27 protein-coding genes are annotated in these 25,811 nt (G+C 61.3%); 9 read left to right on the forward strand and 18 right to left on the reverse strand.

The annotated features are described in order from the left end of the window. Positions 1 to 86: 86 nt before the first annotated feature. On the reverse strand, positions 87 to 410 hold the full coding sequence (fdxA, locus tag OXH74_RS14555) for a ferredoxin FdxA (RefSeq protein WP_215379266.1): 324 nt from the start codon (positions 408 to 410) through the stop codon (positions 87 to 89). A 139-nt stretch (positions 411 to 549) separates the two neighbouring features. Continuing rightward, the gene (gene mutS / locus OXH74_RS14560) at positions 550 to 3,123 is read right to left on the reverse strand and encodes a DNA mismatch repair protein MutS (protein ID WP_375737631.1); all 2,574 of its coding nucleotides are present in this window, start codon (positions 3,121 to 3,123) and stop codon (positions 550 to 552) included. A 70-nt stretch (positions 3,124 to 3,193) separates the two neighbouring features. Here mutS and OXH74_RS14565 point away from each other — a divergent pair, with 70 nt between their 5' ends. From OXH74_RS14565 to recX, 3 genes are all read left to right on the forward strand, one after another. Beyond that, a complete protein-coding gene (locus OXH74_RS14565; protein WP_375737632.1) occupies positions 3,194 to 3,688 on the forward strand; it encodes a CinA family protein in 495 nt (164 codons plus the stop codon). A 105-nt stretch (positions 3,689 to 3,793) separates the two neighbouring features. Next, on the forward strand, positions 3,794 to 4,837 hold the full coding sequence (gene recA / locus OXH74_RS14570) for a recombinase RecA (protein WP_375737633.1): 1,044 nt from the start codon (positions 3,794 to 3,796) through the stop codon (positions 4,835 to 4,837). 7 nt (positions 4,838 to 4,844) lie between these two features. Further along, positions 4,845 to 5,312, forward strand: coding sequence for a recombination regulator RecX (recX, locus tag OXH74_RS14575; RefSeq protein WP_375737634.1), 468 nt, complete (start codon positions 4,845 to 4,847; stop codon positions 5,310 to 5,312). A gap of 76 nt (positions 5,313 to 5,388) precedes the next feature. Here recX and OXH74_RS14580 read toward each other — a convergent pair whose 3' ends face one another. Both OXH74_RS14580 and OXH74_RS14585 read right to left on the reverse strand, forming a co-directional pair. After that, a complete protein-coding gene (locus OXH74_RS14580) occupies positions 5,389 to 6,468 on the reverse strand; it encodes an LOG family protein (protein ID WP_375741621.1) in 1,080 nt (359 codons plus the stop codon). A gap of 330 nt (positions 6,469 to 6,798) precedes the next feature. Next, on the reverse strand, positions 6,799 to 7,215 hold the full coding sequence (locus OXH74_RS14585) for a quorum-sensing-regulated virulence factor family protein (RefSeq protein WP_375737635.1): 417 nt from the start codon (positions 7,213 to 7,215) through the stop codon (positions 6,799 to 6,801). 192 nt (positions 7,216 to 7,407) lie between these two features. On the opposite strand from OXH74_RS14585, the gene OXH74_RS14590 reads away from it, so the two are divergent. After that, positions 7,408 to 8,118 carry a tRNA-uridine aminocarboxypropyltransferase gene (locus OXH74_RS14590; RefSeq protein ID WP_375737636.1) on the forward strand — a complete coding sequence of 237 codons (711 nt, stop codon included), beginning with the start codon at positions 7,408 to 7,410 and terminating at the stop codon, positions 8,116 to 8,118. An 8-nt stretch (positions 8,119 to 8,126) separates the two neighbouring features. On the opposite strand, the gene OXH74_RS14595 is transcribed toward OXH74_RS14590, so the two are convergent. Then, on the reverse strand, positions 8,127 to 9,107 hold the full coding sequence (locus OXH74_RS14595; protein WP_375737637.1) for a DMT family transporter: 981 nt from the start codon (positions 9,105 to 9,107) through the stop codon (positions 8,127 to 8,129). A gap of 125 nt (positions 9,108 to 9,232) precedes the next feature. Between OXH74_RS14595 and erdR the strand changes: the two genes are divergently transcribed. Both erdR and OXH74_RS14605 read left to right on the forward strand, forming a co-directional pair. Continuing rightward, positions 9,233 to 9,883: a response regulator transcription factor ErdR gene (gene erdR / locus OXH74_RS14600; RefSeq protein ID WP_375737638.1), complete on the forward strand. Its 651-nt coding sequence runs from the start codon at positions 9,233 to 9,235 to the stop codon at positions 9,881 to 9,883. A 72-nt stretch (positions 9,884 to 9,955) separates the two neighbouring features. Next, positions 9,956 to 10,321 carry a diacylglycerol kinase gene (locus OXH74_RS14605; RefSeq protein WP_375737639.1) on the forward strand — a complete coding sequence of 122 codons (366 nt, stop codon included), beginning with the start codon at positions 9,956 to 9,958 and terminating at the stop codon, positions 10,319 to 10,321. A 21-nt stretch (positions 10,322 to 10,342) separates the two neighbouring features. Here OXH74_RS14605 and OXH74_RS14610 read toward each other — a convergent pair whose 3' ends face one another. Then, complete coding sequence (locus tag OXH74_RS14610) at positions 10,343 to 11,269, reverse strand: LysR family transcriptional regulator (protein ID WP_375737640.1); 927 nt, start codon at positions 11,267 to 11,269, stop codon at positions 10,343 to 10,345. 124 nt (positions 11,270 to 11,393) lie between these two features. Here OXH74_RS14610 and fpr point away from each other — a divergent pair, with 124 nt between their 5' ends. Next, complete coding sequence (gene fpr, locus OXH74_RS14615; RefSeq protein WP_215379306.1) at positions 11,394 to 12,173, forward strand: ferredoxin-NADP reductase; 780 nt, start codon at positions 11,394 to 11,396, stop codon at positions 12,171 to 12,173. Between the two features lie 68 nt (positions 12,174 to 12,241). Here the strand turns inward: fpr and OXH74_RS14620 are convergent, their stop codons facing one another. Next, positions 12,242 to 12,655, reverse strand: a complete 414-nt coding sequence (locus OXH74_RS14620; RefSeq protein WP_375737641.1) for a VOC family protein — start codon at positions 12,653 to 12,655, stop codon at positions 12,242 to 12,244. Between the two features lie 60 nt (positions 12,656 to 12,715). On the opposite strand from OXH74_RS14620, the gene OXH74_RS14625 reads away from it, so the two are divergent. Next, a complete protein-coding gene (locus OXH74_RS14625; protein WP_375737642.1) occupies positions 12,716 to 13,018 on the forward strand; it encodes a putative quinol monooxygenase in 303 nt (100 codons plus the stop codon). On the opposite strand, the gene tsaA is transcribed toward OXH74_RS14625, so the two are convergent. The 8 genes from tsaA to rimO all read right to left on the reverse strand — a co-directional run bounded on the left by tsaA (position 13,015) and on the right by rimO (position 18,894). Then, the gene (gene tsaA / locus OXH74_RS14630) at positions 13,015 to 13,707 is read right to left on the reverse strand and encodes a tRNA (N6-threonylcarbamoyladenosine(37)-N6)-methyltransferase TrmO (protein ID WP_375737643.1); all 693 of its coding nucleotides are present in this window, start codon (positions 13,705 to 13,707) and stop codon (positions 13,015 to 13,017) included. The two genes, OXH74_RS14625 and tsaA, sit on opposite strands and share 4 nt — an antisense overlap. Before the next feature lie 13 nt (positions 13,708 to 13,720). Next, the gene (locus OXH74_RS14635) at positions 13,721 to 13,906 is read right to left on the reverse strand and encodes a hypothetical protein (RefSeq protein WP_375737644.1); all 186 of its coding nucleotides are present in this window, start codon (positions 13,904 to 13,906) and stop codon (positions 13,721 to 13,723) included. A gap of 70 nt (positions 13,907 to 13,976) precedes the next feature. Next, positions 13,977 to 14,771, reverse strand: a complete 795-nt coding sequence (locus tag OXH74_RS14640; RefSeq protein WP_375737645.1) for a DUF2182 domain-containing protein — start codon at positions 14,769 to 14,771, stop codon at positions 13,977 to 13,979. A gap of 2 nt (positions 14,772 to 14,773) precedes the next feature. Beyond that, positions 14,774 to 15,409, reverse strand: coding sequence for a DUF1326 domain-containing protein (locus tag OXH74_RS14645; protein WP_375737646.1), 636 nt, complete (start codon positions 15,407 to 15,409; stop codon positions 14,774 to 14,776). Between the two features lie 97 nt (positions 15,410 to 15,506). Further along, positions 15,507 to 16,277, reverse strand: coding sequence for an SDR family oxidoreductase (locus tag OXH74_RS14650; RefSeq protein WP_375737647.1), 771 nt, complete (start codon positions 16,275 to 16,277; stop codon positions 15,507 to 15,509). Positions 16,278 to 16,379: 102 nt separating this feature from the next. After that, positions 16,380 to 17,012, reverse strand: a complete 633-nt coding sequence (locus tag OXH74_RS14655; RefSeq protein ID WP_375737648.1) for a glutathione S-transferase family protein — start codon at positions 17,010 to 17,012, stop codon at positions 16,380 to 16,382. Positions 17,013 to 17,077: 65 nt separating this feature from the next. Beyond that, complete coding sequence (locus tag OXH74_RS14660; RefSeq protein WP_375737649.1) at positions 17,078 to 17,446, reverse strand: thiol-disulfide oxidoreductase DCC family protein; 369 nt, start codon at positions 17,444 to 17,446, stop codon at positions 17,078 to 17,080. A 122-nt stretch (positions 17,447 to 17,568) separates the two neighbouring features. Beyond that, positions 17,569 to 18,894: a 30S ribosomal protein S12 methylthiotransferase RimO gene (rimO, locus tag OXH74_RS14665; protein ID WP_375737650.1), complete on the reverse strand. Its 1,326-nt coding sequence runs from the start codon at positions 18,892 to 18,894 to the stop codon at positions 17,569 to 17,571. Between the two features lie 262 nt (positions 18,895 to 19,156). Between rimO and OXH74_RS14670 the strand changes: the two genes are divergently transcribed. After that, positions 19,157 to 21,004 (forward strand): potassium transporter Kup, encoded by a 1,848-nt coding sequence (locus OXH74_RS14670; RefSeq protein WP_375741622.1) that lies wholly within the window; start codon positions 19,157 to 19,159, stop codon positions 21,002 to 21,004. A 113-nt stretch (positions 21,005 to 21,117) separates the two neighbouring features. Here the strand turns inward: OXH74_RS14670 and OXH74_RS14675 are convergent, their stop codons facing one another. The 3 genes from OXH74_RS14675 to mprF all read right to left on the reverse strand — a co-directional run bounded on the left by OXH74_RS14675 (position 21,118) and on the right by mprF (position 25,678). Continuing rightward, complete coding sequence (locus OXH74_RS14675) at positions 21,118 to 21,666, reverse strand: cytochrome b (RefSeq protein WP_375737651.1); 549 nt, start codon at positions 21,664 to 21,666, stop codon at positions 21,118 to 21,120. A gap of 90 nt (positions 21,667 to 21,756) precedes the next feature. Then, a complete protein-coding gene (locus OXH74_RS14680; protein ID WP_375737652.1) occupies positions 21,757 to 23,013 on the reverse strand; it encodes a virulence factor family protein in 1,257 nt (418 codons plus the stop codon). A 7-nt stretch (positions 23,014 to 23,020) separates the two neighbouring features. Then, complete coding sequence (gene mprF / locus OXH74_RS14685) at positions 23,021 to 25,678, reverse strand: bifunctional lysylphosphatidylglycerol flippase/synthetase MprF (RefSeq protein ID WP_375737653.1); 2,658 nt, start codon at positions 25,676 to 25,678, stop codon at positions 23,021 to 23,023. Positions 25,679 to 25,811: the final 133 nt, after the last annotated feature.

A 25,811-nucleotide genomic window follows, 5' to 3' on the forward strand; every position in this document is an offset into this window, starting at 1 on the left:
CGGGTAATCCCCGCCCCTTTTTTTTGCCCGAAGAAAGCAAAAGGCCCGCAACTGCGGGCCTTTTGTATATGGGCAGCGTGGCGCGGTTAGCGCTCAAGGTGCTCCAGTTTGCCTTTGACGCCGTCCCACTCTTCAGCGTCGGGCAGCGATTCCTTCTTCTCGGTGATGTTCGGCCAGACTTCAGCCAGGTCACGGTTCAGGTCGATGAATTCCTGCATGTCCTCAGGTACTTCATCTTCTGAGAAGATGGCCTGGGCCGGGCATTCAGGCTCGCAGAGAGCGCAATCGATGCACTCGTCCGGATGAATGACCAGGAAATTCGGGCCTTCGTAGAAGCAGTCCACCGGACAGACTTCCACACAATCGGTGTATTTGCATTTGATGCAGTTGTCGGTGACGACGAAGGTCATTTCTATTCTTCTCCTCAAGCGGCGGCTCGGAAGCCTTCTATATCAGGCTTCTCGGCTCGGGAATGCACGAATGCGGGGCCGGCTGAACCCCGACGCACTCCAGAGCGCGCGGGATTCTAGCAGCTTGCGTGGGTTGGCGTTAGATGCGTGACTTTAATGTATATATCAGCTCCAGTGCGCGGCGAGGTGTCAGATCATCGGGATTGATCTTCGACAATTCGTCCAGTACCGGGTGTGGCAGGCTGGCGAACAGGTCGCTCTGCATAGGCGCGCGGGGTTGTCCGGAAAGAGGGCGAGGCACTTCGTGGGGCAGGCTAGTGGTTTCCAAGCGTGACAGATGTTCCTTGGCTCGCTGGATGACCCCGCCAGGTACGCCTGCCAGTTGTGCCACCGCCAGGCCATAGCTTTGGCTCGCAGGGCCAGGCAGCACATGATGCAGGAATACGATTCGCTCGTTGTGCTCGGTTGCGTTGAGGTGCACGTTGGCGACGACAGGCTCGCTCTCAGGCAAGACTGTCAGCTCGAAATAGTGTGTTGCAAACAGCGTGAACGCACGCAGGCGTGCCAAATGCTCAGCGGCTGCCCAGGCCAGCGACAGACCGTCAAATGTGCTGGTGCCACGTCCCACTTCGTCCATGAGTACCAGGCTGCTATCACTGGCATTGTGGAGGATGTTGGCGGTTTCACTCATTTCCACCATGAAAGTGGAGCGCCCACCAGCCAGATCATCGCTGGAGCCGATACGGGTGAAAATCCGATCGACCAGCGAAAGCTCGCAACTGGCTGCGGGTACGAAGCAGCCGATATGGGCGAGAAGTACAATCAACGCGGTCTGGCGCATGTAGGTCGATTTACCGCCCATGTTGGGGCCGGTGATGATCAGCATGCGTATGGCGTCGTCCAGTCCGAGGTCGTTGGCCACAAATGGGGTATCCAGTACCTGCTCGACCACGGGGTGGCGACCCTGGCTGATTCGCATGCAGGGCTCATCGACGAAGCGCGGACGATTCAGGTCAAGATTCAAGGCGCGTTCGGCAAAGTTGCTCAGCACGTCCAGCTCCGCCAGCGCTGCGGCAGTGTCTTGTAACGGCGCCAGTTGTTCGATCAACAGCTCCAGCAGTTCGTCATAGAGCATCTTCTCGCGAGCCAGGGCACGGCTTTTGGCAGACAGCGCCTTGTCCTCGAAAGCTTTCAGTTCCGGGGTGATGAAGCGCTCGGCGCCTTTCAGTGTCTGGCGCCGGATGTAATCCGCCGGTGCCTGCTCGGCCTGCACGCGCGGCAATTCGATGTAGTAACCGTGGATTCGGTTGTATCCGACCTTGAGGTTGGGTAGCCCTGTGCGTGCTTTCTCCCGCGCCTCGAGGTCCATGAGGTACTGCCCAGCGTTCTCGCTGAGCGCCTGAAGCTCGTCGAGCTCGGCGTCATAGCCCGTCTTGATCACGCCGCCGTCACGAATCACTGCCGGCGGATTATCAATGATTGCCCGGGCGAGCAGTTCAGCGAGCTCGGGATAGGTGCGGATGCTGCCAGCCAGACCCTGTAAGTGGGGCACGTCAAGCTCGGTCATGGCGCCTTGAAGTTGTGGCAAGGCGGCAAGTGCATCGCGCAGGCGCGCCAGGTCACGGGGGCGCGCATTACGCAGGCCGATACGCGCCAGGATGCGCTCGACGTCGCCGATCTCCTTCAACTGTGGCTGCAGGCTCTCGAAGCAATAACGCTCCAGCAAACAGTCGATCGCATCCTGGCGAGCCTCCAGAACCGAGCGGTCGCGCAGAGGGCGGTTCAGCCAGCGGCTCAATAGACGACTACCCATGGCGGTCTGGCAGCGGTCGATAACCGACTGCAGCGTGTTGTCGCGCCCACCAGACAGGTTGACATCCAGTTCCAGGTTGCGCCGACTGGCAGCGTCGAGGATGACCGTGTCATCGATCCGCTCGTGGCGCAGGCTGCGCAGGTGGGGCAGGGCGGTGCGCTGGGTTTCCTTGGCATAGCCCAGCAGGCAGCCGGCGGCACCGATCGCCAAGGTCAAGGTCTCGCAGCCGAAACCTTTCAGGTCCTGCACGCCAAACTGCTGGCAGAGGCTCTTGAATGCGGAGTCTCGGTCGAAGTCCCAGGGTGCACGACGGCGAACCCCCTTGCGCTTCTCGGCAGGCAGCCCCTGGGGCCAGTCGTCGGGTATCAACAACTCCGCGGGATTGAGGCGCTCCAGTTCAGCCAGCAGATTTTCCCAGCTTTTGATCTCTTGCACGCTGAAACGGCCGCTGGTGATGTCCAGCGCTGCGAGACCAAACAAGCGCTCGTCACCCAGTACGGCTGCCAGCAGGTTGTCGCGGCGCTCGTCGAGCAGCGCCTCGTCGCTTACCGTACCTGGGGTTATGATCCGGACCACCTGGCGTTCCACGGGGCCCTTGCTGGTCGCCGGGTCACCGATCTGTTCGCAGATCACCACCGATTCACCCAGCTTGACCAACTTGGCCAGATAGCCTTCCACCGAGTGGAAGGGGATGCCGGCCATGGGAATCGCCTTGCCGGCCGACTGGCCACGGGCGGTCAGAGTGATGTCGAGAAGCTTGGCCGCCTTCTTGGCGTCCTCGTAGAAAATCTCGTAGAAGTCTCCCATGCGGTAGAACATCAGCTGGTCCGGATGCTGGTTCTTCAGCCTCCAGTATTGCTGCATCATGGGAGTGTGTTCACTGAGATCGTTCTGACTCATCGACTGGCCTTGCGTGCAAAAGGCGCTAGTGTACGGTATCCCATTGGCATGCTTTAACCCCGGAGTGCATATGTACGTATCAGATGAAGATCTGACGGCCCTTGCTGCCCGCCTGGGCGAGTTGCTCAAGGCCCAAGGCGCTCTCGTCAGCACCGCCGAGTCCTGCACTGGTGGGGGCATTGCAGAAGCCATTACGCGGATTCCTGGCAGTTCTGCTTGGTTCGAGGCAGGTTACATCACCTATTCAAACCAGCAGAAAACGCTGCAGTTGGCCGTGCCATCCGAGCTGTTCCCACAGGTTGGGGCGGTCAGTCAGGAGGTGGTGGAAGCGATGGTCCGGGGAGCCCACTCGCACAGTGGGGCGCGTTTTGCAGTATCTGTCAGCGGCGTTGCCGGTCCCGATGGCGGATCAGTGGACAAGCCGGTGGGTACAGTTTGGATCGCGTGGGGCGATGGTGCCCGAATACTGGCCGAGCGCTTCCATTTCCCTGGCGATCGACTCTCCGTGCGTCGGCAAGCGGTTGCGTCAGCTCTCCAGGGGCTGATCCGACTAGCTGCAGGATAAAAAGCCTGTGAGGGGTAGGCGCGTGACTTGCCCTATGGAATAATACTGGCTACTTATACAGTTGTTGGTGGCCGCCAGGCCCTCTTGATTTTAGTGAGGACTTCAATGGACGAGAACAAGAAGCGTGCTTTGGCTGCTGCCCTGGGCCAGATCGAGAAACAGTTCGGCAAAGGTGCCGTGATGCGCATGGGCGATCATGATCGCCAGGCCATTCCTGCAATCTCCACCGGTTCCCTTGGACTGGACATCGCTCTCGGGATTGGCGGCTTGCCAAAGGGGCGTATCGTCGAAATCTACGGTCCGGAGTCTTCCGGTAAAACCACCCTGACCCTCTCGGTCATTGCTGAAGCCCAGAAGCAAGGCGCCACCTGTGCCTTCGTCGATGCCGAACACGCACTGGATCCGGATTACGCCGGCAAGCTTGGTGTGAATGTCGATGACTTGCTGGTTTCCCAGCCTGATACCGGCGAGCAGGCACTGGAAATCACCGACATGCTGGTGCGCTCCAATGCTGTCGACGTGATCATTGTCGACTCTGTGGCTGCACTGGTACCCAAGGCCGAAATCGAAGGCGAGATGGGTGACTCCCACGTTGGTCTGCAGGCCCGCCTGATGTCCCAGGCGCTGCGTAAGATCACCGGTAACATCAAGAACGCCAACTGCCTGGTGATCTTCATCAACCAGATCCGGATGAAGATCGGCGTGATGTTTGGCAACCCCGAAACCACGACTGGTGGTAACGCGCTGAAGTTCTACGCATCCGTGCGCCTGGATATCCGTCGCATCGGCGCTGTGAAGGAAGGCGAGGAAGTGGTGGGCAGCGAAACTCGCGTCAAGGTCGTCAAGAACAAGGTCGCCCCGCCGTTCCGTCAGGCTGAGTTCCAGATCATGTACGGCAAGGGTATCTACCGCACGGGCGAGATCATTGACCTGGGCGTACAGCAGGGGCTGGTCGAGAAGTCCGGCGCCTGGTACAGCTACCAGGGCAACAAGATCGGCCAGGGTAAGGCCAATGCAGCCAAGTATCTGGAAGATAATCCCGAGACTGGCAGCGCCATCGAGAAGATCATTCGCGAGAGGTTGCTGGTGGATTCCGCAGCGAGCAAGTCGGCAGCGACCGCGGAAGATCTGGCCGATGTAGATATCTGATATCTCAATGCCTGTCATGCTCGACAGCCCCGCTGCTGTGCGGCGTGCTGCTATGGACCTGCTTGCGCAACGCGAACATGGGCGGGTCGAGCTGACGCGTAAGCTGCGTCAGCGTGGCGCCCCGATCGAGTTGATCGACAGTGCCCTCGACCGTTTGGCGGAAGAGGGCCTGCTCTCCGAATCCCGTTATCTTGAAAGCTTCATCGCCAGCCGTGCCCGAGGCGGCTATGGGCCGCAGCGCATTCGTGAGGAATTGGCGCTGCGTGGGCTGCCGCGCGGCGATATTGATCAGGCGCTGCGTGACGCTGAGGTCGATTGGGGAGAGCAGTTGCGTGAAGTCTGGCGTCGCAAGTTCGGTGGTCGGCTGCCTCAGGACGCTCGCGAGCGTGCTCAGCAAGGTCGTTATCTTGCCTACCGGGGTTTCTCCATGGAGATGATCAGCCGAGTCCTTCGTGGTAGCTCCTTGGACAATTGAAACAGGCAGCCTTAAGCCATGCGCTCTTGGCACATGGCTATCAATCGTGATCGAGGAATGTGTGTGGTTTGTCGGCTCAGGCCTTGGCGGCCCAGTTCTGCGGCAGATTGATGAAGTCGATCAACTCACGCAGACGGCCATGGTCGCGGCCGTTGAATGGGAAGGCCAAGCGGATCAGGTCGCAGAATTCCGGCTCGTCCTTTTCCGACTCACAGTAGGGTTGTAGGGTGAATCCCCCTTGCTGGCACAGGTCACCGAACCCCTCCTGAACATGCAGCATGGCTTCATTGTTGAGGCCGTGATTCATGCGGATCACGAAGATATTCTTCAGCCAGCGGCTTGAATGGTAGTTGCTGTAGAACCTGGAAATCTCGACGGCTGCCTCGTCAGCACTCTTTACCAGACGCATCAGTTTCATATCGCTGGGCAGGATGTAGCGATTTTCCTCCAACTGCCTGTGCAGGAAGCTCATGGCGTCTTCCCAATAGCTGCCGTCGGGTTCGTCCAGGAGCAAGATCGGAACGATTGGACTCTTACCAGTCTGGATCAGGGTGAGCACTTCCAGTGCTTCGTCCAGCGTGCCAAAGCCCCCAGGACACAGCACCAGGGCATCTGCTTCCTTGACGAAGAACAGCTTGCGCACAAAGAAAAAGTGGAACGAAAGCAGGTGCTCTGAGCCATCGACGATGTCATTCGCGCGTTGCTCGAAGGGCAGGGTGATGTTCAGCCCGAGGCTGTTTTCCAGTCCGGCTCCTTCGTGGGCTGCTGACATGATGCCGCCACCAGCACCAGTGATGACCATCAGGTCGCGCTTGGCCAGTTCACTGCCGAGATGGCGAGCGAGAGCATAGAGCGGGTGTTGTTTGGGGGTGCGCGCGGAGCCGAAAACCGTCACTTTGCGCCTGCGCTTGAACTGCTCGAGGGCGCTGAAGGCATGCTCCAACTCGCGCAGGGTCTGCAGCATGATCTTGGCATCCCAGCGATTGCGGTCCGCCTGGGCCATCCGGACCACAGTGATCAGCATTTCTCGATAGAGAGAGAGGTTGGGGCTGCCGCTTGGGACAGTGAGGTTGATCAGTTCGTCGACCTTTTGCCGGAGGTCGATGCCGCTGGTTTGGAAGTGCCGGGATAAGTAATCGTCCGGGTCATACGACATAGCCATCTCCTTGCTCATCAACTTCTCAGAGCGTTCACTGCTGGCCGGGTTCCCGAATCCGGGCGACCTGGCCGAGTCGCTCAATTACAGCTTGCGGCAGTGACTGCATCTTTTCCAGTTCGTCGTGCCCGAATCGGGCCCTGGTGCAGATCGAGCGTGCCTCTGGAGAATGAGTCGAGCGTTTGCCGCTGCTGGAGAGTGAAGTGATCGCAGCGTTGATTGGATTGAGACGGCTGGCAAGGTCCAAGGCAGGATGCCTTGGAGGAGGCACGTGATCGATCGCCAGCGAAGGGGAAATAACCAACGGCCTCCTGAAAATGGCCGATCCGCTTAGTCAGCCGAGCCGGACTTAAGGCCGCAGTCGCTTGCTTTGAAGCGCTCTGTGGCAATCGGTCGATTGGTCTTGTACTCGTTGAACTCGTAGCGCAGGCCAGCACCTCGTGCCAGAAGCTGGCGATAGCCAGTGTTGCGGCAGACACTGGCGCCGAGTTGGGCGCGCACCGAGTCAGGGTTGGCACGCATCTGCGCCGCATGGCTCGGGCGCACGCTGAGGTGATTCACCAGTTCCTTGCCGTCCACGCTGTAGCCCTGGTCGAGGATGTCCTCGTTGATGGCGCGAGGGGTGCCGGCGCTGCTCTCCTTGGCCACTTTCTCCAGCATTTTGGTCAGCTCGAAATCCTTGAGCGAAGAGGCTTGGGCGCAGAATGACAAGGTGGCGCACAGGGCGACGGCGATGGGGCGCAGCATGGGAATCTCCTGAACAAATGAAGCGTTTTGACCAGCGGCGTAATTGTGCGTTCGCCTGCCCTGAATGTCGCGCGAAAAAATAGCTGACCTGGCGGATGGCACAAGGGGTACTCCGTCTCTCTGGTAAACTCGACAACCTCGCTGCTTGCGGCGCGACGTTGCACCCTTTACCTGTTGCACTGGATCGACCCGATGAGTCATGCCGTTTTCCGTCTGCGCGCCGAATGCCTGGCACGCAGCACCCGTCCTTTTGTCGCGCGTGGATCGCGCGCGCCGCGCTGCCCAAAATGCCGTGTCGCCTTTGATTACTGCTTCTGTGAACTGCGGCCGGTTGTGCCGACCAAGGCGGGAGTATGCCTGCTGATGTATTACTCGGAGCCGATGAAGCCGAGCAATACCGGCTGGCTGATCGCAGATCTGGTGCCGGACACTTGGGCCTTCGGCTGGTTACGCACCGAGGTCGATCCGAAGCTCGAAGCGTTGCTCGATGATCCGCAATGGCAGCCTTACGTCGTATTTCCGGGGGAATACGCAGAGGAAGCGCGTGTGGTAGACAAGGTGAGCCTGGCGGACGCTAAACGGCCACTGTTCATTCTGCTCGATGCGACCTGGACTGAAGCACGCAAGATGTTCCGCAAGAGCCCTTATCTGGATCGCTTCCCGGTGCTGAGTCTGACACCCGAGCAGATATCCCGGTACCAACTGCGGCGTTCCAAGCGAGAAGAGCACCTCTGCACGGCGGAAGTAGCGGCCCTGTGCCTGGACCTTGGCGGAGACAGCCAGGCAGCCGGGGCGCTGAACGCGTATCTGGATGTGTTCACCGAGCGCTATATCGGCGCCAAGCGAGCGCTGCCCCTTGATGAGGCGAGCCCGGCGCATCAGGCCCTCAATGTGTTCCTATAACGGATAGTTCAGGCTTCTACCTTCGCTGGGACGGCCTTGGCCGCCTGCTTGTGTGGCCACAATTGAGCCACCAGCATGCCAACGAACATCAGCGCACAGCCCATGTAGCCCCGAGCGTGCAGCGACTCGCCGAGCATCAGCGCCCCGGCTATCGCTGCGAAAACGGCTTCCAGCGAAAGGATGATCGCCGCATGGGAGGCAATGGCATGGCGCTGGGCGACTACCTGCAGCGTGTAGCCGATTGCCACCGCGATCACTCCGCCATAAAGAATTGCCGGCCCGGCTTGGGCGATCGCTGCCAGTTGGATCTCCTCGAAGACCACAGCCAGGCCAAGGCTGACCACGGCACAGACCGCGAATTGCAAGATAGCCAGGCGAATCGGGTCGTACCGGCTGGCAAAGAACCCCACCAGCAGTACATGCACGCCCCAGACGCAGGCGCCCGCCAGTTGCAGCCAGTCGCCGGAGGCAACGTGGAAATTGTCACCCACGCTGAGCAGGAACATTCCCGCCACCGCCAGTGACGCTCCCAGCCAGGTCCCGAAACCCGTACGGTGGCCGAGCAATAGTCCCAGCAGCGGCACTATGATTACGTAAAGACCGGTGATGAAGCCCGAATTGGTCACGCTGGTGAAGAGCAGCCCGACCTGCTGCAGGTTGATGCCCAGAGACAGCGCCAGCCCCATCAGCACGCCGCCCAGCAACATGCCCCGATTGAGCGGTTGCTGAGCAGCTGGCTTGGGCAGCACCAGGAGCAGTGGAAGCAGTACAAGTGCGCCGAGGGTGAAGCGCAATCCGGTGTAGAGGAAGGGGCCGATTGCGTCCATACCCAAGCGCTGGGCGACGAAGGCAGCTCCCCAGATGGCGGCGGTGATCAGCATCAGGATGTCGGCGCGCAGAGCTTGGCTTCGCATGGTGGTTCTCAGTGGTAAAAGTCGGGAACTTTGCCGTAAAGCGATTGACTTGACCACCCCGCGCTGGCTGGGCATGCTGGGCGCCGCTTTACGGCCTGCCCGTATCAAGCTCTGGGCCGGGCCGGCGTTACCGCGCTGTGCCGGGGCGCTTCCATGACCCTTGGATGCGTGATTGGGCCCACTACAACAAGGACATGCCCATGGCCTCATATGAAATCCTGATTGCCGATGACCACCCGCTATTCCGCAGTGCCCTGCAACAGGCGCTGACGCTGGGCCTGGGGCCCGATGCCAGGTTGGTAGAAGCAGCGAGCATCGCGGAACTCGAGTCCCGCCTGGCAGAACGCGCCGATTGGGATCTCGTGCTGCTTGACCTGAACATGCCCGGTGCCTATGGCTTTTCTGGGCTGGTGCTGCTGCGCGGGCAGTATCCGCAGATCCCCGTGGTGATGATTTCGGCGCAGGAAGAGGCTGCCGTAGTCGCGCGCTCTCGTGAATTCGGCGCCAGTGGTTTCATCCCCAAATCCAGTTCGCTGGAGGTCATCCAGACGGCTGTGCGGACGGTGCTCGACGGTGACACCTGGTGGCCGCCCCAGGCTGAAGAAGCACAAGCGCTGACAGCCGAGGCCAAGGCCGCGAGTGAAGGCCTGGCCAGCCTGACCCCTCAGCAGTTCCGGGTGCTGACCATGGTCTGCGAGGGTTTGCTGAACAAGCAGATTGCCTTCGAACTCCATGTGTCCGAAGCCACGGTCAAGGCGCATGTAACAGCGATCTTCCGCAAGCTCGGCGTGCGGACACGTACCCAGGCTGCATTGCTGCTGCAACAGTTGGAATCGATTCCCTCCGCTTGAGCGCGCGCTTTTCACGGATTTTTTAAGTGCCTTGGATTAGGCTTCGCGCTCCTTCAACAAGCCCCTTTTACTATGTCGCCATTCAAAGGCCAGACCGGCCTCAAACGTATCCTCAACGCAGCGGGCTATTCCCTTGATGGCCTGCGGGCTGCCTTTCAGGGCGAAGCCGCATTCCGTCAGTTGGTGCTGCTCAACATTGTGCTGATCCCGCTGTCTTTCTTGCTCGACGTGAGTCGCGGGGAGCGCGCCCTGATGGTCGCGGTCTGCCTGTTGGCGCTGATCGTGGAATTGCTCAACTCTGCAGTGGAAGCGGCCATCGACCGCATTTCACTGGAGCGACACCCCCTGTCGAAGAACGCAAAGGACATGGGCAGTGCAGCGCAACTGACTGCGCTTACTCTGATTACCTCTGTCTGGGCCGTCATCCTGCTGGGGTGATGACTGCCGTCGCGTAGACGTTCAAGCAATGGTCGGCAGCACGATCTCGTCGCTGCGTGTCACGCCTTCCGTCAGTGCTCGGCACTGGTCGAGGAATTCGCGCATGGCCGCCGTCTGATATTTCTGGCGATGCCAGATGAAATAGAACTGTCGGCGCAGGTCGATACCGGGCGTTTCCACGGGGACCAGGCTACCCCGGCGGAAGGCATCGCGCAGGGCCAGTCGGGAAATACAGCTGATGCCCAGACCTGACTCCACGGCGCGTTTGATCGCTTCGGTGTGTTCGAGCTCCAGGCGGATGTTGAGCGGGGTAGGGTGGTGGCGCATGGCCTGGTCGAAGGTCAGGCGCGTGCCTGAGCCTCTTTCCCGCAGGATCCAGGCTTCGCGGCTGAGCTCTTCCAGGCTGGCCTGGCCTTTTTCCGCCAAAGGGTGCTGTGGTGCGCAGAACACCACCAGTTCATCCTCGACCCAAGGCAGGACCTCGATATCCGGATGCTGGCAGTCGCCTTCGATTAGACCCAGATCAAGTTCGTACAATGCGATCTGCTGGACGATATGCGCGGTGTTCTGGACGTGCAAGCTGACCTGGCACTCGGGATGACGCTGCATGAAGCTGCCGATGAGCAAGGTGGCCAGGTAATTGCCGACCGTCAGCGTGGCGCCCACGTCCAGCGAACCGAACCCGCTCTTGCCATTGAGCAGGTCCTCGATTTCCCGGGCCTGATCCATCAACGCGACGGCCTGCGGCAGCAGCTGCCGGCCCAGTGCGTTGAGGCTCAGCCGCTTGCCGGCCCTGTCGAAGAGCTGGCAGCCGGATTGGCGCTCCAACTCGGTCAGGGAAGTGCTCGTGGCTGATTGTGAAAGCGAGAGCAGTTCCGCCGCGCGGGATACGCTTTCCTGCTGGGCGACGGCGACGAATACCTGCAACTGACGGAGAGTAAATCGCATATCTATATAACCGATAACCTATATCTTGATAATTCAGTTAACAGATATTGTGGCGGTCACTACAATAGCGCGCAATTGCGCCAGAGCGGCGCTGGCGACTTCAAAATCTTCGGAGCCCCCGTACATGAGCAACCTGAACTCCGAGCGCATCCTCAGCGTTCATCACTGGAACGACACGCTGTTCAGCTTCAAGTGCACCCGAGACCCGGGCCTGCGCTTCGAAAATGGCCAGTTCGTCATGATCGGCCTGCAACAGTCCAATGGTCGTCCGCTCATGCGCGCCTACTCCATTGCCAGTCCGAACTGGGAAGAGCACTTGGAGTTTTTCAGCATCAAGGTGCCGGATGGCCCGTTGACCTCCCAGTTGCAGCATCTCAAGGAAGGCGACGAGATCATCATCAGCAAGAAGCCCACGGGCACCTTGGTGCTGGACGACCTGAATCCCGGCAAGCACCTCTACCTGCTGAGCACGGGTACCGGCCTGGCCCCATTCATGAGCGTGATCCAGGATCCGGAAACCTATGAGCGCTTCGAGAAGGTCATCCTGATCCACGGCGTGCGCTATGTGAACGAAGTCGCTTACCGCGAGTTCATCACCGAGCACCTGCCGAAGAACGAGTTCTTCGGTGAAGCGGTCAAGGACAAGCTGATCTACTACCCCACCGTGACCCGTGAGCCGTTCGAGAACCAGGGCCGACTGACCGACCTGATGCGCAGTGGCAAGCTGTTCGAAGACATCGGCCTGCCGCCGATCAACCCGCAGGATGACCGTGCGATGATCTGCGGTAGTCCGAGCATGCTCGACGAAACCAGTGAGGTCCTCGACAGCTTTGGCCTGAAAATCTCCCCGCGCATGCGCGAGCCGGGCGATTACCTGATCGAGCGTGCCTTCGTCGAGAAGTAAACGCCGAGCTACAAAGCAAATCCCGCCAATTGGCGGGATTTGTCGTTTCGGGCTTTGCAGCAGTACGCCTACACCGGTGAGCTGAAGCGCTGGCCGGAGATGGCGGGGTGGTAGATCGGCTGGATCTTGTTTCCCGCCGGATCCAGCACATGAAAACTGTGGGCGCCGTCGCCATGGGCGAAAGGGCGGTCGAGCATGGTCACGCCCGATCCCTTGAGGTAGCGGTACCAGGCCTCCAGGTCTTCCAGGCTGTCGACGACGAAACCGTAGTGATCCACGGCCTGCACGCCGCTGCTGGGGACAAAGGCGCGGCCGAGAGACAGATTGTCATTACCGCAGGTCAGGTAGACCAGGTCCTCGTTGGCCCGGGTGAGCACTTCCATGCCCAGCACATCCACGTAGAAGCGTTCGCACTCCTCCAGGTTGGGTACCAGGATCGCGACGTGGCGTAGGCCATTGAGTCGGGCCGGACGGGTAGGCATTTTCTGAGCTCCGTTTTTGTATACAATTCGACGTGAATATAAGACAAAAAGGATTTCGAAGTGTACTGCCTTCTACTCAAGACCCAACTGAAGCCGGGCAGCCTGGATGAATTCATGGATGCCATGCGCATCAATGCTGCCGCTTCGGTGCGCGACGAGCCGGGTTGCTTGGTGTTCGACGTGCTACAAGACTGTAGCGATCCTGACCTGGTCTGGCTCTACGAGGTCTACACCGATGAGGCGGCTTTCGAGGCGCATATGCTAACGCCGCACTTCCTTGCCAGCCGTCCGTTGGTGAATCCATTGATCCTGAGCCAGGAGGCGATCGAGGCCAATGCCTTGGCGCTGAACGCAACGCGCTAGGCTTGCGCTACTTCCAGTACGCGAATCAGGCCGGGTTGCGGGTAATGCCAACGTACGTCCACGTCCCAAAGGCGGGCGCCGTAGCGGCGTGAAGGCTCGGGCTTCTGGTAGGCGGGGCGTGGATCCTGCGCCAGGCACTGTTCGATCAGCGCTACCAGCGGTTCGCCGAGGCGTTGACCATGCTCGCGAGCCTGCAGTAGTGCGGCGTCGTCCCAGGCCACGTCGATCAGCTCTGGGGCAGCATCGGCAATCGCGTTCAACGCCTCGTCCCGGCGGTCCGCATAGGGCACGTAGGGCTTGATGTCTAGCACAGGGGTACCATCCAGCAGGTCAATACCGGAGATCCAGAGGCGGCTCGGCTCAACCTTGTCCAGCTTGACGACGGACTGGCCGATGCCATTCGGCCGATGCGTCGAGCGGCTGGCAAATACCCCGATCGACTGGTTCCCGCCCAGGCGCGGCGGGCGAACCTTGAGTCGCGGCTTGTCTTCCAGCGCCAGATGGAAAAGGAACAACACCCAGACGTGGCTGACCTGTTCTAGCCCGGCAACCGCCTCACCGGTATCGAATGGCGACACCAACTCCAGCACGCCACGGGCGGCCGGTGCCAGGTGTGGCTGGCGGGGAATGGCGAACTTTTCCTTGAAGCAGGAGCGGACGAAGCCGATGGGGGAGACGGCATGCTGCATATAGGCTCCGGACTCAGTAGGCTGCACGGCAGCCAGCATCGCGGAACGGACCGCCGCGGCGCAGCCAGCCATCGCCGGGGCTGGTCTGGGCGCAGCTCAATGCGCCATCCAGCTTGCTCTGCCAGAGGAAGAACGGTGCAGGCGCACTGAAACCCTGGCAGGAAAGGGTCAGCAGGACAGTCAGCAGAACGAGACGCATGGGCAGGTATTCCGGTCGGTTGCGCGGCTACCCTAGCGCCCGCGCGCCTTATCAGCAAGTTGCCGTGCAACTAGCTGCTGTGGAGCACCAGGAGCCCCCAGAGCACCAGCAGCAGCCCAGACATACGGCTGAGCCAGCCTCCAGCTGGCAGGTACTTCTCCAGCAACACATAAGCGCCGATCAGGGCGACCCACAGTAGGTTCATCAGGCCCACTACAAACAGCACGCCCATCAGCGCCCAGCAACAGCCGAGGCAGTACAACCCGTGGGCCAGGCCCATGTGCCACGCTCCAGAGGGGCCGGGGCGCCAGTAACCCAACAGGAATTGCAGGGGGGACTGGCAATGTCTCAGGCATGCCCGTTTGGCGGGCACGAATTGATAGAGTCCGGCGCACAACAGGAATGCTGTCGCCAGCCACTGACTCTGGCTGCGCATGTTCATGCTGAGCAGGGCCTGTTGGTCAAGCAGCCATTGGAGTAGCGTTGCCAGCAGGCTGAACCCACTCCAGACCAGCAGATAGGCACTACAGAACAGCAGCAAGGCCAGGTTTCGCTGGTCAGTCGGTAATCGCTTGCGAATGGTCTGCTGGTAGAGAAGGAACATGGGTGTGGCGCTGGGCACCATCATGCCGACCATCATGATGCTCCACATGGCAAACATCAGCACGGCGTCGCGGATCGTCCAAGGCATTGGCATGCCTTCCATGGCCATCTCCAGCATGCCGCCGGGAGCTGCCATGCGCTGCGCGAGATCCAGCAGGAAAAGCCACGCCACCACCGTCAGGGCGGACAGCAGGGAGATCAGCAGCAGCGACTGTCTCCCGTACTTTCTCGGGATTGCAGCCGGGGTGGGGTTGGCTGGCACCTTCAGCGCACCACTCCCTGTCCAGTGAAATGAAGCCGGGCGAAGTGGCCATGGCCGCCTTTCGAGCTGATCTTGATTCCACCCTGCGTATCGAAGCTGCCACTGGCCATTTCCGCTTCGGTGAATTCGAAGCCGTCCGGCAGCACCAGGCGCGCCCGTTGCGGTTCGCCGGTCACGGGATTGCGAATCGGTTCGCCGGTGACTTCCAGTACGCCCGGTATTCGTGTGTGCGCCTTGCGCTCAAGGATGTCGATCTTGATTTCGATGGGAACGAAGCAAGGCTCAAGGACTTCGGACAAGGTACTGGCGAAGACCTGGAACACCGTAGCACCCGGCACGGTCTCCGCTCCGGAGAGAATGCTCAGCAGTGCCGCGCGCTGCCCGGCGGTTGCGCGCTCTTCGATGAACACCTGACAGCGGCCATTGCCTTCGTGGATGGCGCCCGGCCAAGCAAAGGTGCCGACCCAGCAGAGCCCGTCGAGCACTTCATTCTCGAAATGGCCCTTGTCGATTCGCATGCTCACCACCGCTTCACACTTGCCGTGCGTGGGTGGAGAGCTGAATTGGCAGGGGCAGCCCCAATTGCAATTACAGGATGCGAACTCGACGCCCTCAAGGCGCCAGTCAGCCATGGCCATGACCCACCTCCTCACTGCATGTGCCCAAGCAGCAGTTGTCCTGTTTACTAACGCTAGCAGACAGATGGCTCGGCGAAGAGGGAGGCCGACCGGGGGTTCAGAGGTGGAAGCCGCCGTCGATCGGGATGATGTTGCCGGTCATGTACGCGCCTGCCGCGCTGGCCAGACTGATGGCCAGCGCGGCCATCTCCTCCTCGCGACCCCAGCGGCCCATGGGGATCAACGCAGTATCGCGGGCCAGTGCGTCCGCATCGTTGGAAATGAAGCGGGTCATCCTGCTCGGGAAGCGCCCGGGAGCGATCACGTTGACGTTGATGTGCTCGGCTACCAGCTCCCGGGCGAGCATGCGAGACACTTGGTGCAATGCGGCCTTGCTCGGGCCATAGGCATAGGCTTCTTCGCCATGGGAAGTGATGCCGGCTACCGAGCCGATATTGATCACCCGTGCCGGGCAAGCAGCGCTTCCGGCCTTGCGCAGCAGCGGGAGCAATTGCTGGATGCAACTGAAGACCGAAGTCACGTTGAGCTGCATGACCTTTTCCCAGCCCTTGACCGGATAGCTCTCCAGGGGCGCGCCCCAGGTGGTTCCGGCGTTGTTGACCAGGATATCCAGCTGTTCGATACGCTCGCCGAGCGCCTGGGCGAGTGCCTTGGCGCCATCTTCGCTGGACAGGTCTGCAGCCAGTCCATGGCACTCGCCGAATGTGGCCAATTCGGCGGCGATGTCACGACAGGCTTCGCCATCGCGCGCGCAGATGAACACACGAGCGCCGGCCTCCAGTAGGCCTTGGGCGATCATTCGGCCTATCCCGCGCGTACCGCCGGTGACCAGTGCTGTGCGGCCTTGCAGGCTGAAATAGGGGTGCATGACGATCCTCGTAGCGGAGCCGGTGAAGGCCATACCCTAGCCCCGGTGAGGCCGCTGCGGTGGCATTATCGAAGCGCGGAATGCGAGGGCATTGCCGTCATTTCAGGCCTGGGAGGCAGCCAGCTCGGCATCCTTGGCCAACGCCCGGACGTAACCTGGGCGCTGGATGAAGCGAGCGATGTAGTCCTTGATGACCGGGATTTGCGGGATCAGCCCGAACTGCGTCGTCCAGTTCAACGCACTGCCCCAGAGCACGTCAGCGGCAGTGAAGCGTTCGCCAAGGATCCAGGGGCCTTTCTCCAACTGCTCCACAAGGGTCTTGAGCATGGTGTCGAAGTCACCGTAGGGCGAGGTGGCGGCGGGAGCGGGTATGCGCTTCTGCGCCCGATCGACCACAGCCGGCTCGAAACAGGTGCCGTAGAACACCATCCAGCGCAGGTAAGGTCCACGTAACGGGTCGCCCAAAGGCGGCGCAAGCTCTGCTTCGGGGTAGAGGTCGGCAAGATAGAGGTAGACCGAAACCTGCTCGGTTACGACCGCGTCACCGTGGGTGATCGTGGGCACCTTACCCATCGGGTTTATGGCTAGGAACTCGGGCTTGCGCTGGTCCCCTGACTTCATGTTCATCACATGCAACTGGTAGTCCGCGCCAAGTTCTTCCAGCAAGGCAAGGGCGCCGGATGAGCGGGTATAGGGGCAGTGGTAGAGGGTTACCTGATGATTCTGGGGCGTCATGTCGCGGCCTCGGTCAGGGGCAAGCCTGAAGCGAGTCTAGTCCAGCAAGCTGGATGTGCCGTTCCCTAGAGCCTGCCGCTGCGCTTCAGGCGACGCAGCACCCAGCGCCTGTACAGGTGCGAAAGCAGTGGCCGGAGGCCTGGCCGGCCAATCAACCAGGCCAGCGGTGCGAATTTCGGCACTCGTGCCAGCAAGAGGATGTAGGCGTCCAGTTCACGGTGGATGCGGCCCGCTTCGTCCTGTACATGGAGTTCGGTCAGAGCCAGGTAAGGATCGATGCCAATAACGCGCAATTGCGCTTCCCGGCCGGTGATGTCCACCCACTCCACGCCTTCGCTGGCATCGGCGAGTCCCTCGTACCAGCGCCGGTCGGCGATGCAGCGGGGACAGGCTCCGTCGTAGAAGACCTTGATCGTAGTCTTGGGTGTGGCCATGGCACGGCTCCGCCGTATGGGGATTGCTGCGCTCAACGGAGCGCCGTCCGAACCATCCTACGACGCCTGCATGAATCAAGGGGCAGAAAAAAGCCCCGCATCGGCGGGGCTCTTGATTCGACTCAGACCGGCTCGGCCCAGAGGTCGTACTCATCGGCGTCAGTGACGCGTACGCGGATCTTGTCGCCGGGCTTCACGTCCTGGGTATCGATGAAGACGTTGCCATCGATTTCCGGAGCATCGGCCCAGGAGCGGCCCACGGCGCCTTGTTCGTCCACCTCGTCGATCAGTACCTCGATCTCCTTGCCAACTTTCAGCTGCAGGCGTGCAGCGGAGATCGCCTGCTGGTGCGCCATGAAACGCTCCCAACGGTCCTGCTTGACGTCATCGGCCACGGGTTCAAGGCCCATGTCGTTGGCCGGAGCGCCGTCGACTGGGGAGTATTGGAAGCAACCGACGCGATCCAGCTGGGCTTCGGTCAGCCAGTCGAGCAGGTACTGGAAGTCTTCTTCGGTCTCGCCGGGGAAACCGACGATGAAGGTGGAACGAATGGTCAGTTCCGGGCAAATCTCGCGCCACTTCTTGATGCGTGCCAGGGTCTTGTCTTCGAAGGCCGGGCGCTTCATGGCCTTGAGCACTTTCGGGCTGGCGTGCTGGAAGGGGATGTCGAGGTACGGCAGCAGCTTGCCCTCAGCCATCAGCGGAACCACGTCGTCGACATTCGGATACGGGTAGACGTAATGCAGGCGCACCCACACACCCATCTTCGACAGCGCTTCGCACATCTCCAGCATGCGGGTCTTCACCGGCTGGCCGTTCCAGAAGTCAGTCTTGTATTTCACATCCACGCCATAGGCGCTGGTGTCCTGGGAGATGACCAGCAGTTCCTTGACGCCGGCCTTGACCAGGCGCTCGGCCTCGCTCAGCACTTCACCTACCGGGCGGCTGACCAGTTTGCCGCGCATGGAGGGGATGATGCAGAAGCTGCAGCTGTGATTGCAGCCTTCGGAAATCTTCAGGTAGGCGTAATGGCGCGGGGTTAGCTTTACGCCCTGCGGCGGTACCAGGTCGATCAGTGGGTTGTGCTCGGTCTTCGGCGGCACGACTTCGTGCACGGCGGTGACCACCTGCTCGTATTGCTGCGGGCCGGTCACGGCCAGCACGGCGGGGTGCACGTCGCGGATGGCGGACTCTTCCACGCCCATGCAGCCGGTGACGATGACCTTGCCGTTTTCGGCGATGGCTTCGCCGATCACTTCCAGCGACTCAGCCTTGGCGCTGTCGATGAAGCCACAGGTGTTGACCACCACTACGTCAGCATCCTGATAGGTGGGCACGACCTCATAACCTTCCATGCGCAGTTGGGTAAGGATGCGCTCGGAGTCGACCAGGGCTTTCGGGCAACCCAGGGAAACGAAGCCGACTTTAGGCGTGGAGGGGGTGGACATAGCTAACCTCGTGGGGCGCCGATGAGACGCCTCTGATCAAAAAGTGCGCAATTCTAACGGCAGATGTAAGGCATTTCCAGCCTGATTATCAGCCTTGAGGCGGCTAGTCTGTAGGAATTCAGGCAGGGCGGCGCTTTGATGGCCGCTTCGGGCCGAGTGTGGGCTTGTGGAGCACGCTCGGACTGCGGGCCGAAGGGAGAACTTGATGGGCGAAAGCATCCTGCGACCGGCGGAGCATCCGGCCAGTCATGGCGCGTCGGGAATGAAGTTGCTGGTAGCTGCCGCCGGTGTGGTCTACGGCGATATCGGGACGAGCCCTTTGTACACCCTGAGAGAGGTGTTCGCGGGTGGTTATGGCGTTCAGGCCAATCACGAAGGCGTGCTTGGCGTGCTCTCGCTTATCTTCTGGTCGCTGATCTGGGTGGTTTCGATCAAGTATGTGCTGTTCATCCTGCGGGCGGACAATGACGGCGAAGGCGGGGTGATGGCGCTGACCGCATTGGCACAGCGGGCGGCCAATCCGTATCGGCGCCTCAAGCTGGTGCTGGTGCTGCTAGGGCTGTTCGGAGCTGCGCTGTTCTATGGCGACAGCATGATTACGCCGGCGATCTCAGTGCTCTCCGCAATCGAAGGCCTGGAGATCGCGTTCGAAGGCATCGGCCACTGGGTGGTGCCGTTGTCACTCATCGTGCTGGTGGGACTGTTCCTGATCCAGAAGCACGGCACCGCACGAATCGGCATCCTCTTCGGGCCGGTCATGGTGCTCTGGTTTGGTGTGCTTGGCGCGTTGGGCATGCATGGCATCCTCCAGCAGCCTGAGGTGCTCAAAGCGCTTAATCCCTACTGGTGTGTGCACTTTTTCATCGTCCATCCGGGAGTGGGCCTCGCCATCCTGGGAGCGGTGGTGCTGGCGCTGACGGGTGCTGAGGCGCTTTATGCCGACATGGGGCACTTCGGCCGAAAACCCATCGCGCGAGCCTGGTTCTTCCTAGTGCTGCCGGGACTGGTGCTCAACTATTTCGGTCAGGGGGCGACCATCCTTGCCGCTCCGGAGGCGGCGCGAAATCCGTTCTACCTGCTGGCGCCCGCCTGGACCCTGTTGCCGATGGTTGCGCTGGCCACCCTGGCCACGGTAATCGCCTCCCAGGCAGTGATTTCCGGCGCATTTTCACTGACTCGCCAGGCCATGCAGTTGGGCTACATCCCGCGCATGTTCGTCCAGCACACCTCCAGTCATGAGCAGGGGCAGATCTACATCGGTAGCGTGAACTGGGGATTGATGGTCGGCGTGGTGTTGCTGGTGCTGGGCTTCGAGTCATCCGGGGCGTTGGCCGCGGCCTACGGCGTGGCGGTGACCGGCACCATGCTGATCACCACCCTGCTGGTATCGGCGGTGATGCTGCTGCTGTGGAAAACTCCGGTCTGGCTGGCCATTCCGGCGCTCCTGGGCTTTCTGTTGGTGGATAGCCTGTTCTTCGCGGCGAATGTGCCGAAGATCCTACAGGGCGGTGCCTTCCCAGTGATCGCAGGGATTGCCCTGTTCGTCTTGATGACTACCTGGAAGCGCGGCAAACAGATCGTGGTCGAGCGGCTGGATGAAACGGCTTTGCCCTTGTCTGTGTTCATCAGCAGCATCCGCGCGCAACCGCCGCACCGGGTGCAGGGTACTGCCGTGTTCCTCACGGCCCGTCCTGACGCCGTACCCCATGCGTTGCTGCATAACCTGCTGCATAACCAGGTATTGCACGAGCAGGTGGTACTGCTGACTGTCGCCAGCGAGGACACACCTCGGGTAGCGGCGGATCGGCGCTTTGAAGTGGATGCCTATGGGGATGGCTTCTTCCGGGTGATCCTGCACTTCGGCTTCATCGAGGAGCCTGACGTGCCGGCAGCACTGAAGCTGTGCCACCTCAACGAGCTGGATTTCAGCCCGATGCGCACCACCTATTTCCTCAGCCGCGAGACAGTGATTCCCACCAAACGCATTGGCATGGCGCGGTGGCGAGAGGCGCTATTCGCCTTCCTGTTGAAGAATGCCAACAGCAATCTGAGGTTCTTCAACCTGCCACTCAATCGGGTGATCGAGTTGGGGACGCAGGTGGAGATTTGAGTTGCACTTGAGGGGGAGCGTTCCGCCAACCTCACACTGCGTTGGCCGGCGGATTCAAAGCAGATTGGGCTTCGCTACGTTCAGCCCCAACCTACGCAGCGCCACCTTTACGCTCAATCCCGGCTAGGCCACATCCGCAGCAGGGTGTTGTCGCGGCTGACAAAGTGGTGGAACAGTCCAGCGGCTGCGTGCAGGCCGATCAGCCAGTAGCCCAGGGTGCCCGCCAGTTCGTGCAGCTCCTTGATCTGGCCAGCCAGGTCCGGGTTCTTGTCGATCAGTGGCGGCAACTCGAGGCCGAAGAAGGGGATCGGCTTGCCGGCGGCGCTCAGGATCAGCCAGCCCGCGAACGGGGCTCCGATCATCAGCACGTACAGCGCCAGATGCATGACTTTGGCCATGGACTCCTGCCAACCGGCAGGTGCCGGGGAGATTGCCGGGGCCGGAGCGATAAAGCGGGCGATCAGGCGAACCCATACCATGGCGAATACTGCCATGCCCAGCATGAAGTGCCATTGCTTGAGCAGTTCGCGGGTCTCACTGCCTTTGGGGAAATTGCCCTTCAGCTCGATGCAGGCGTAGACCGCTGCGATCAACAGCAGCATCAGCCAGTGCATGGCAATCGACAGTCTCCCGTAACGGGAAGGCGAGTTGTTCACGGTCATTGGAGTTCCTCTCTATGGGGCTTTTCAGGCTGCGCCGAAGAATAAGGAGCTTTCCTTAAGCCAGGCTGAACCTGGGTCAATGATCGCGACCTATCGTTGCATTTTCTCCACAGCCGCCAGCAGCTTCTCCGCCAATGCCGGATAGTTCTCGTCGTAATGGTGCCCACCAGGCAGCTGCAACATCTGCCCAACGGCGCCAGGTTGGGTGCAGCCACTTTCGGCCGACTCCTCACTGCCGTAGACGCACAGGACCTTCGTGGATGGCAAGCGGCTGAGTTCCGGGCCAGTGGCGGCTTCCTGGCCAGCTTTGCCCAGCCAGCCCTGGACCTCGATTTCGAAACTGCCGCTTCGGGCCAGGGCCAGCAGCAGGACCGCATCCACCTGCTGCTGATCGACCTTGGGCAGGCGGTTGTAGAACGCCGGAAGCACATCGGCGCCGAACGAGTAGCCCGCCAGGACGAAGCGCTTGGCTCCCCATTTTTTGCGGTATTCCTGCATCAGCCGACCGAGGTCCGCCGCGCCCTGCTCGGGGCTTTTGTGCTGCCAGAAATAACGCAGGGCATCGATGCCAACGACTGGGTAGCCGCGTTTGGCCATCTCCGCCGCCACCGCGCGGTCGAGGTCGCGCCAGCCGCCGTCGCCCGAATAGAACAATGTGACGGTATCGGCGGGTGTTGCGGCTGGGACCTCGATCACCGGCAGGGCATCTTCCTGGCCTTGCAGCAGCACTCCAAGACGCTGGCGCAGCAAATGGACGAGGTCGGTGTCGTAGTCGCCGATCAGGGTTTCTGCGTTGGGCTGGCTGCGCGCAAAGCGCGCACTGGCGTCGTCAGGGTTGTCGTTCCAGGCAATGCTCCAGCGGCCATGCATCGCGCGTTCTGGCAGTGGGGCCGGGCAGTCTGGTTGGTTGAGGCTGAAACCGACGGAAAGCGCGCGGGCGCTGTCCTCGACCTGGCCCGCCAGCCAGCGCCAGGCAAAGGTAGCGCCGGGGCCGATGCCCGCGACCAGGGTCGGCGGTGCCCCCAGTTTTTGCTGAGCCTGTTGGAAGCGTTGCTGTTGCGCAGTGCAGTCCTGGGATGGAAGGTTGACCTGCACCAGCTGTGCATTGCCACTTTGCGCCAGGGCCAGCAACTCAAGGTCCGCCAGCCACTGACCCCTCGGCGTGAGCAGCACCACACGTTGCTGGATCGGGCCGGACGGACTCGCCAGGGTCGCTGGGCTGCCATCGGCCAGCATCAGGTGTTCCACTTTGGCGTGTGGGGTCGGACGGCTCCAGACCAACAGGGCCAGGCCGACGAGGACGAGAATCAGGATCAGAAGCAGGCGCCGCCAGTTGCGTTTGAGCATGGAAACCTCAACGTTTGACCAGGCCGGTGAAGCCGCCGGCAATCAGGGCTGCGGTATCGGCCAGCGCCACCAGCGGGTCGAGCCCAGCAGGCACGGCCATGTAGCGTGGCTCCCAGTCGGGTTGGAACCGCTCCTTGAAGCGGCGCAGTCCCTGAAAGTTATAGAACTGTTCGCCGCGACGGAAAATGAGGGCGCCCAGCCGTTGGGCCAGGGGCGCGCCACGGCGAGGTTGGAGACCGGCCAGCGGCACCATGCCGAGGCTGAAGCGCATATAGCCAAGCTGCTTGTAATGCAGCAGCAAACTGAGCATCAGGAATTCCATGGCCAGCTTGGGGGCATGCGGGTGAACGCGCATCAGATCGATGCTGGCCAGACTGTTGCTTTCGGTCTCCAGCAAATTGGCGAAGGCCACCGGCTTACCCTCGAACTGGAGGGTGGCGATGCGGAAGTGTTGCAGGTAATCCGGATCGAAGCGGCCGAGGGAAAAGCCTTTCTCGCGACCTTGCTTGCTGTTCATCCAGGCATCCGAAATAACCTTGAGCTGCTCGAGCGGTGCGCTGCCGGCTTCGTAAATCTGCAGGCTGAGACCATCTCGCTGGCCACGGCTGAGGGTATAGCGCAGGTCTTTCATGGACTTGTGCTTGGCCTCGAGGTCGAAGCGGACGAGGTCTACTCGCGCTTCTTCACCGAGCTTCAGGGCAGTCAGGCCGATATCCATGTAGTAGGGCAAGTTCTCGGCACGTACCTGGTAGAACACTGGCCGGGCATTGTGGAAATCACACAGATCACGGAACTGCCAGATCAGTTCAGCGCGACGGGTGGCCGGGCCGATGGGGTCGAAAAGTGCCACCAGGCTGCGGCCGCGGCGGGCGTACATCAGGAAGGCGTCGTCCTGCGGATGGAACAGCAGGGCCTTGTCGCCGGTCAGCACCAGGCCGCCATCGGGCTGGTTCGACGCTTTCACGACCGCGGCGGCGCGCAACAACTCCTCCTCAGTGGGTTCGTGGATGGTTGGAGGCACCGGGCGTAACAGCCAGGCGAGGACAACGCCAATCAGCAGCAGTCCACTGGCCAGGGAGGCACGCAGTGCGCGTGGCGCATCTCCGTCCACCTCGAACTGCCACCACAGCTCGTGGCTGTAAGGCACATCCTGGTAGGCGAAGAACATCAGCCACAGGGCTGCAGCCATGACACAGGTACCGGCCGCCAGATTGAGCGGCGAAAAGGGCATCTCGAGCAGCCGGCTGGGGCGGTAGAAAGCGCCACGGAAAATTGCCAGCAGGGCTGCCGTGATGCTCAGGAGGCAAGCCTCCTCCCAGTCGAAACCCTTGAGCAGCGAAAGTCCGGCACCGCCAAGCAGCAGGACCACGGTCAGCGCCCAAGCCGCCGAAAGACGGTGGCGAAGGCCGTGTGCCAACAGCAGGCAAAGGACACCGATCAGGCTGGCAGCCAGGTGCGAGGCATCGATCAACCGGTGCGGGATGAGGAAGCTCAGGTGCTCCAGGCGGGTGTCCACGGCGGGAGTTACGCCGGAGAACAACAGCACGACCCCGGAGAGGAACACCATCAACGACAGCACCGGTGCCGCCAGGCCAGAGGCCATCCGCAACGCCTGGCGGCCGGAAGGAAAAAAGCGCTGCGCCTCGTTGAGCAGCAGCACCACGCAAGCCAGCACTAGGGGCAGGCCGACGTAGATCAGGCGATACAGTACCAGGGCGGCAGCCAGCGGCGCAGCGCCCAACTGGCCGGCGAACGCTGCCAGCAGCACAGCCTCGAACACGCCGACGCCGCCGGGCACATGACTGAGTACGCCCGCGGCCAGTGCCAGAAGATAAACCAGCAGGAAGACGCCCAGTGCCGGAGCCTCGGGCAGCAGCACATAGAGCACGCCGGCGGCTGCACAGACATCGACCAGTGTGATCAGCAGCTGTAGCAATGACAGCCTGAGGCCGGGCAAACGAACGCTGCGGTTGCCGAGACGAATATCAATACAGCCAGGTACAGGCGCCACCGGCTGGCGCATCCGGGCCAGGAGCAGAACCAAGGCGGCGCCTATTGCCAGCACCACTCCGGCCAGACCGGTCACCAGGGCCACGGGCAGGCCAAGCGCTCGGGATGCGGCGGCAGGATCGCTCAGGGCTGCCAACGCAGCGAGAATGGGGAGGGCCGAGCCCAGCGCCAGGCTGGCGAAGAGGGTGATGCGAGCAATATCCGCTGCGCTCAGGTTATCGCGGCTATAGAGCCGGAAACGCACCGAGCCACCGGTCAGCATCGACAGGCCCACGGCATTCCCGATGCCAGCGGCGCAGCAGCTGCCGAGCGCCATACGTTGGAGTGGCAAGTGCACCCCGGCGAAGCGGCAGCCGGACCACTCATATCCCACGTAAGTGATGTAGCTGAGCAAGGTGGCGCTTAGCGCGACGAGCAGGCTTCCGGTTGGTACATCGCGTACCGCGGTGCGTAGCGCATTCGGATCCAGCTCGCGTAGCAGGTGCCAGCAGGCCAGCAGGCCGAGGATGAAAACCAGGAAGGTGAAGCCGAGAACAATCCACTGGCGGTAGGCGGTAATGCGGTCGAGCCAGCGAAGTGGGGCGGACTCCTCGACCGATTGGCCGTTGCCTTCAAGAGCGGGGGGAATGTCTGCGGGCGGAGTGTTGGCGCGCATTGAGCACCTCTATGCAATGTGCGCCTCTGAGTGTGGGCGATTGCAACCAGTTCCAAGCCCTGGGTTGGATTTTTTTCTTCGACAAGGTTGCGAGCATGGCAGTTCGGCGGTTGCGGATTTCAGGTGGCAGACA

This window comes from Metapseudomonas boanensis (assembly GCF_042232855.1).
In the GTDB taxonomy this organism is placed as follows: domain Bacteria; phylum Pseudomonadota; class Gammaproteobacteria; order Pseudomonadales; family Pseudomonadaceae; genus Metapseudomonas; species Metapseudomonas boanensis.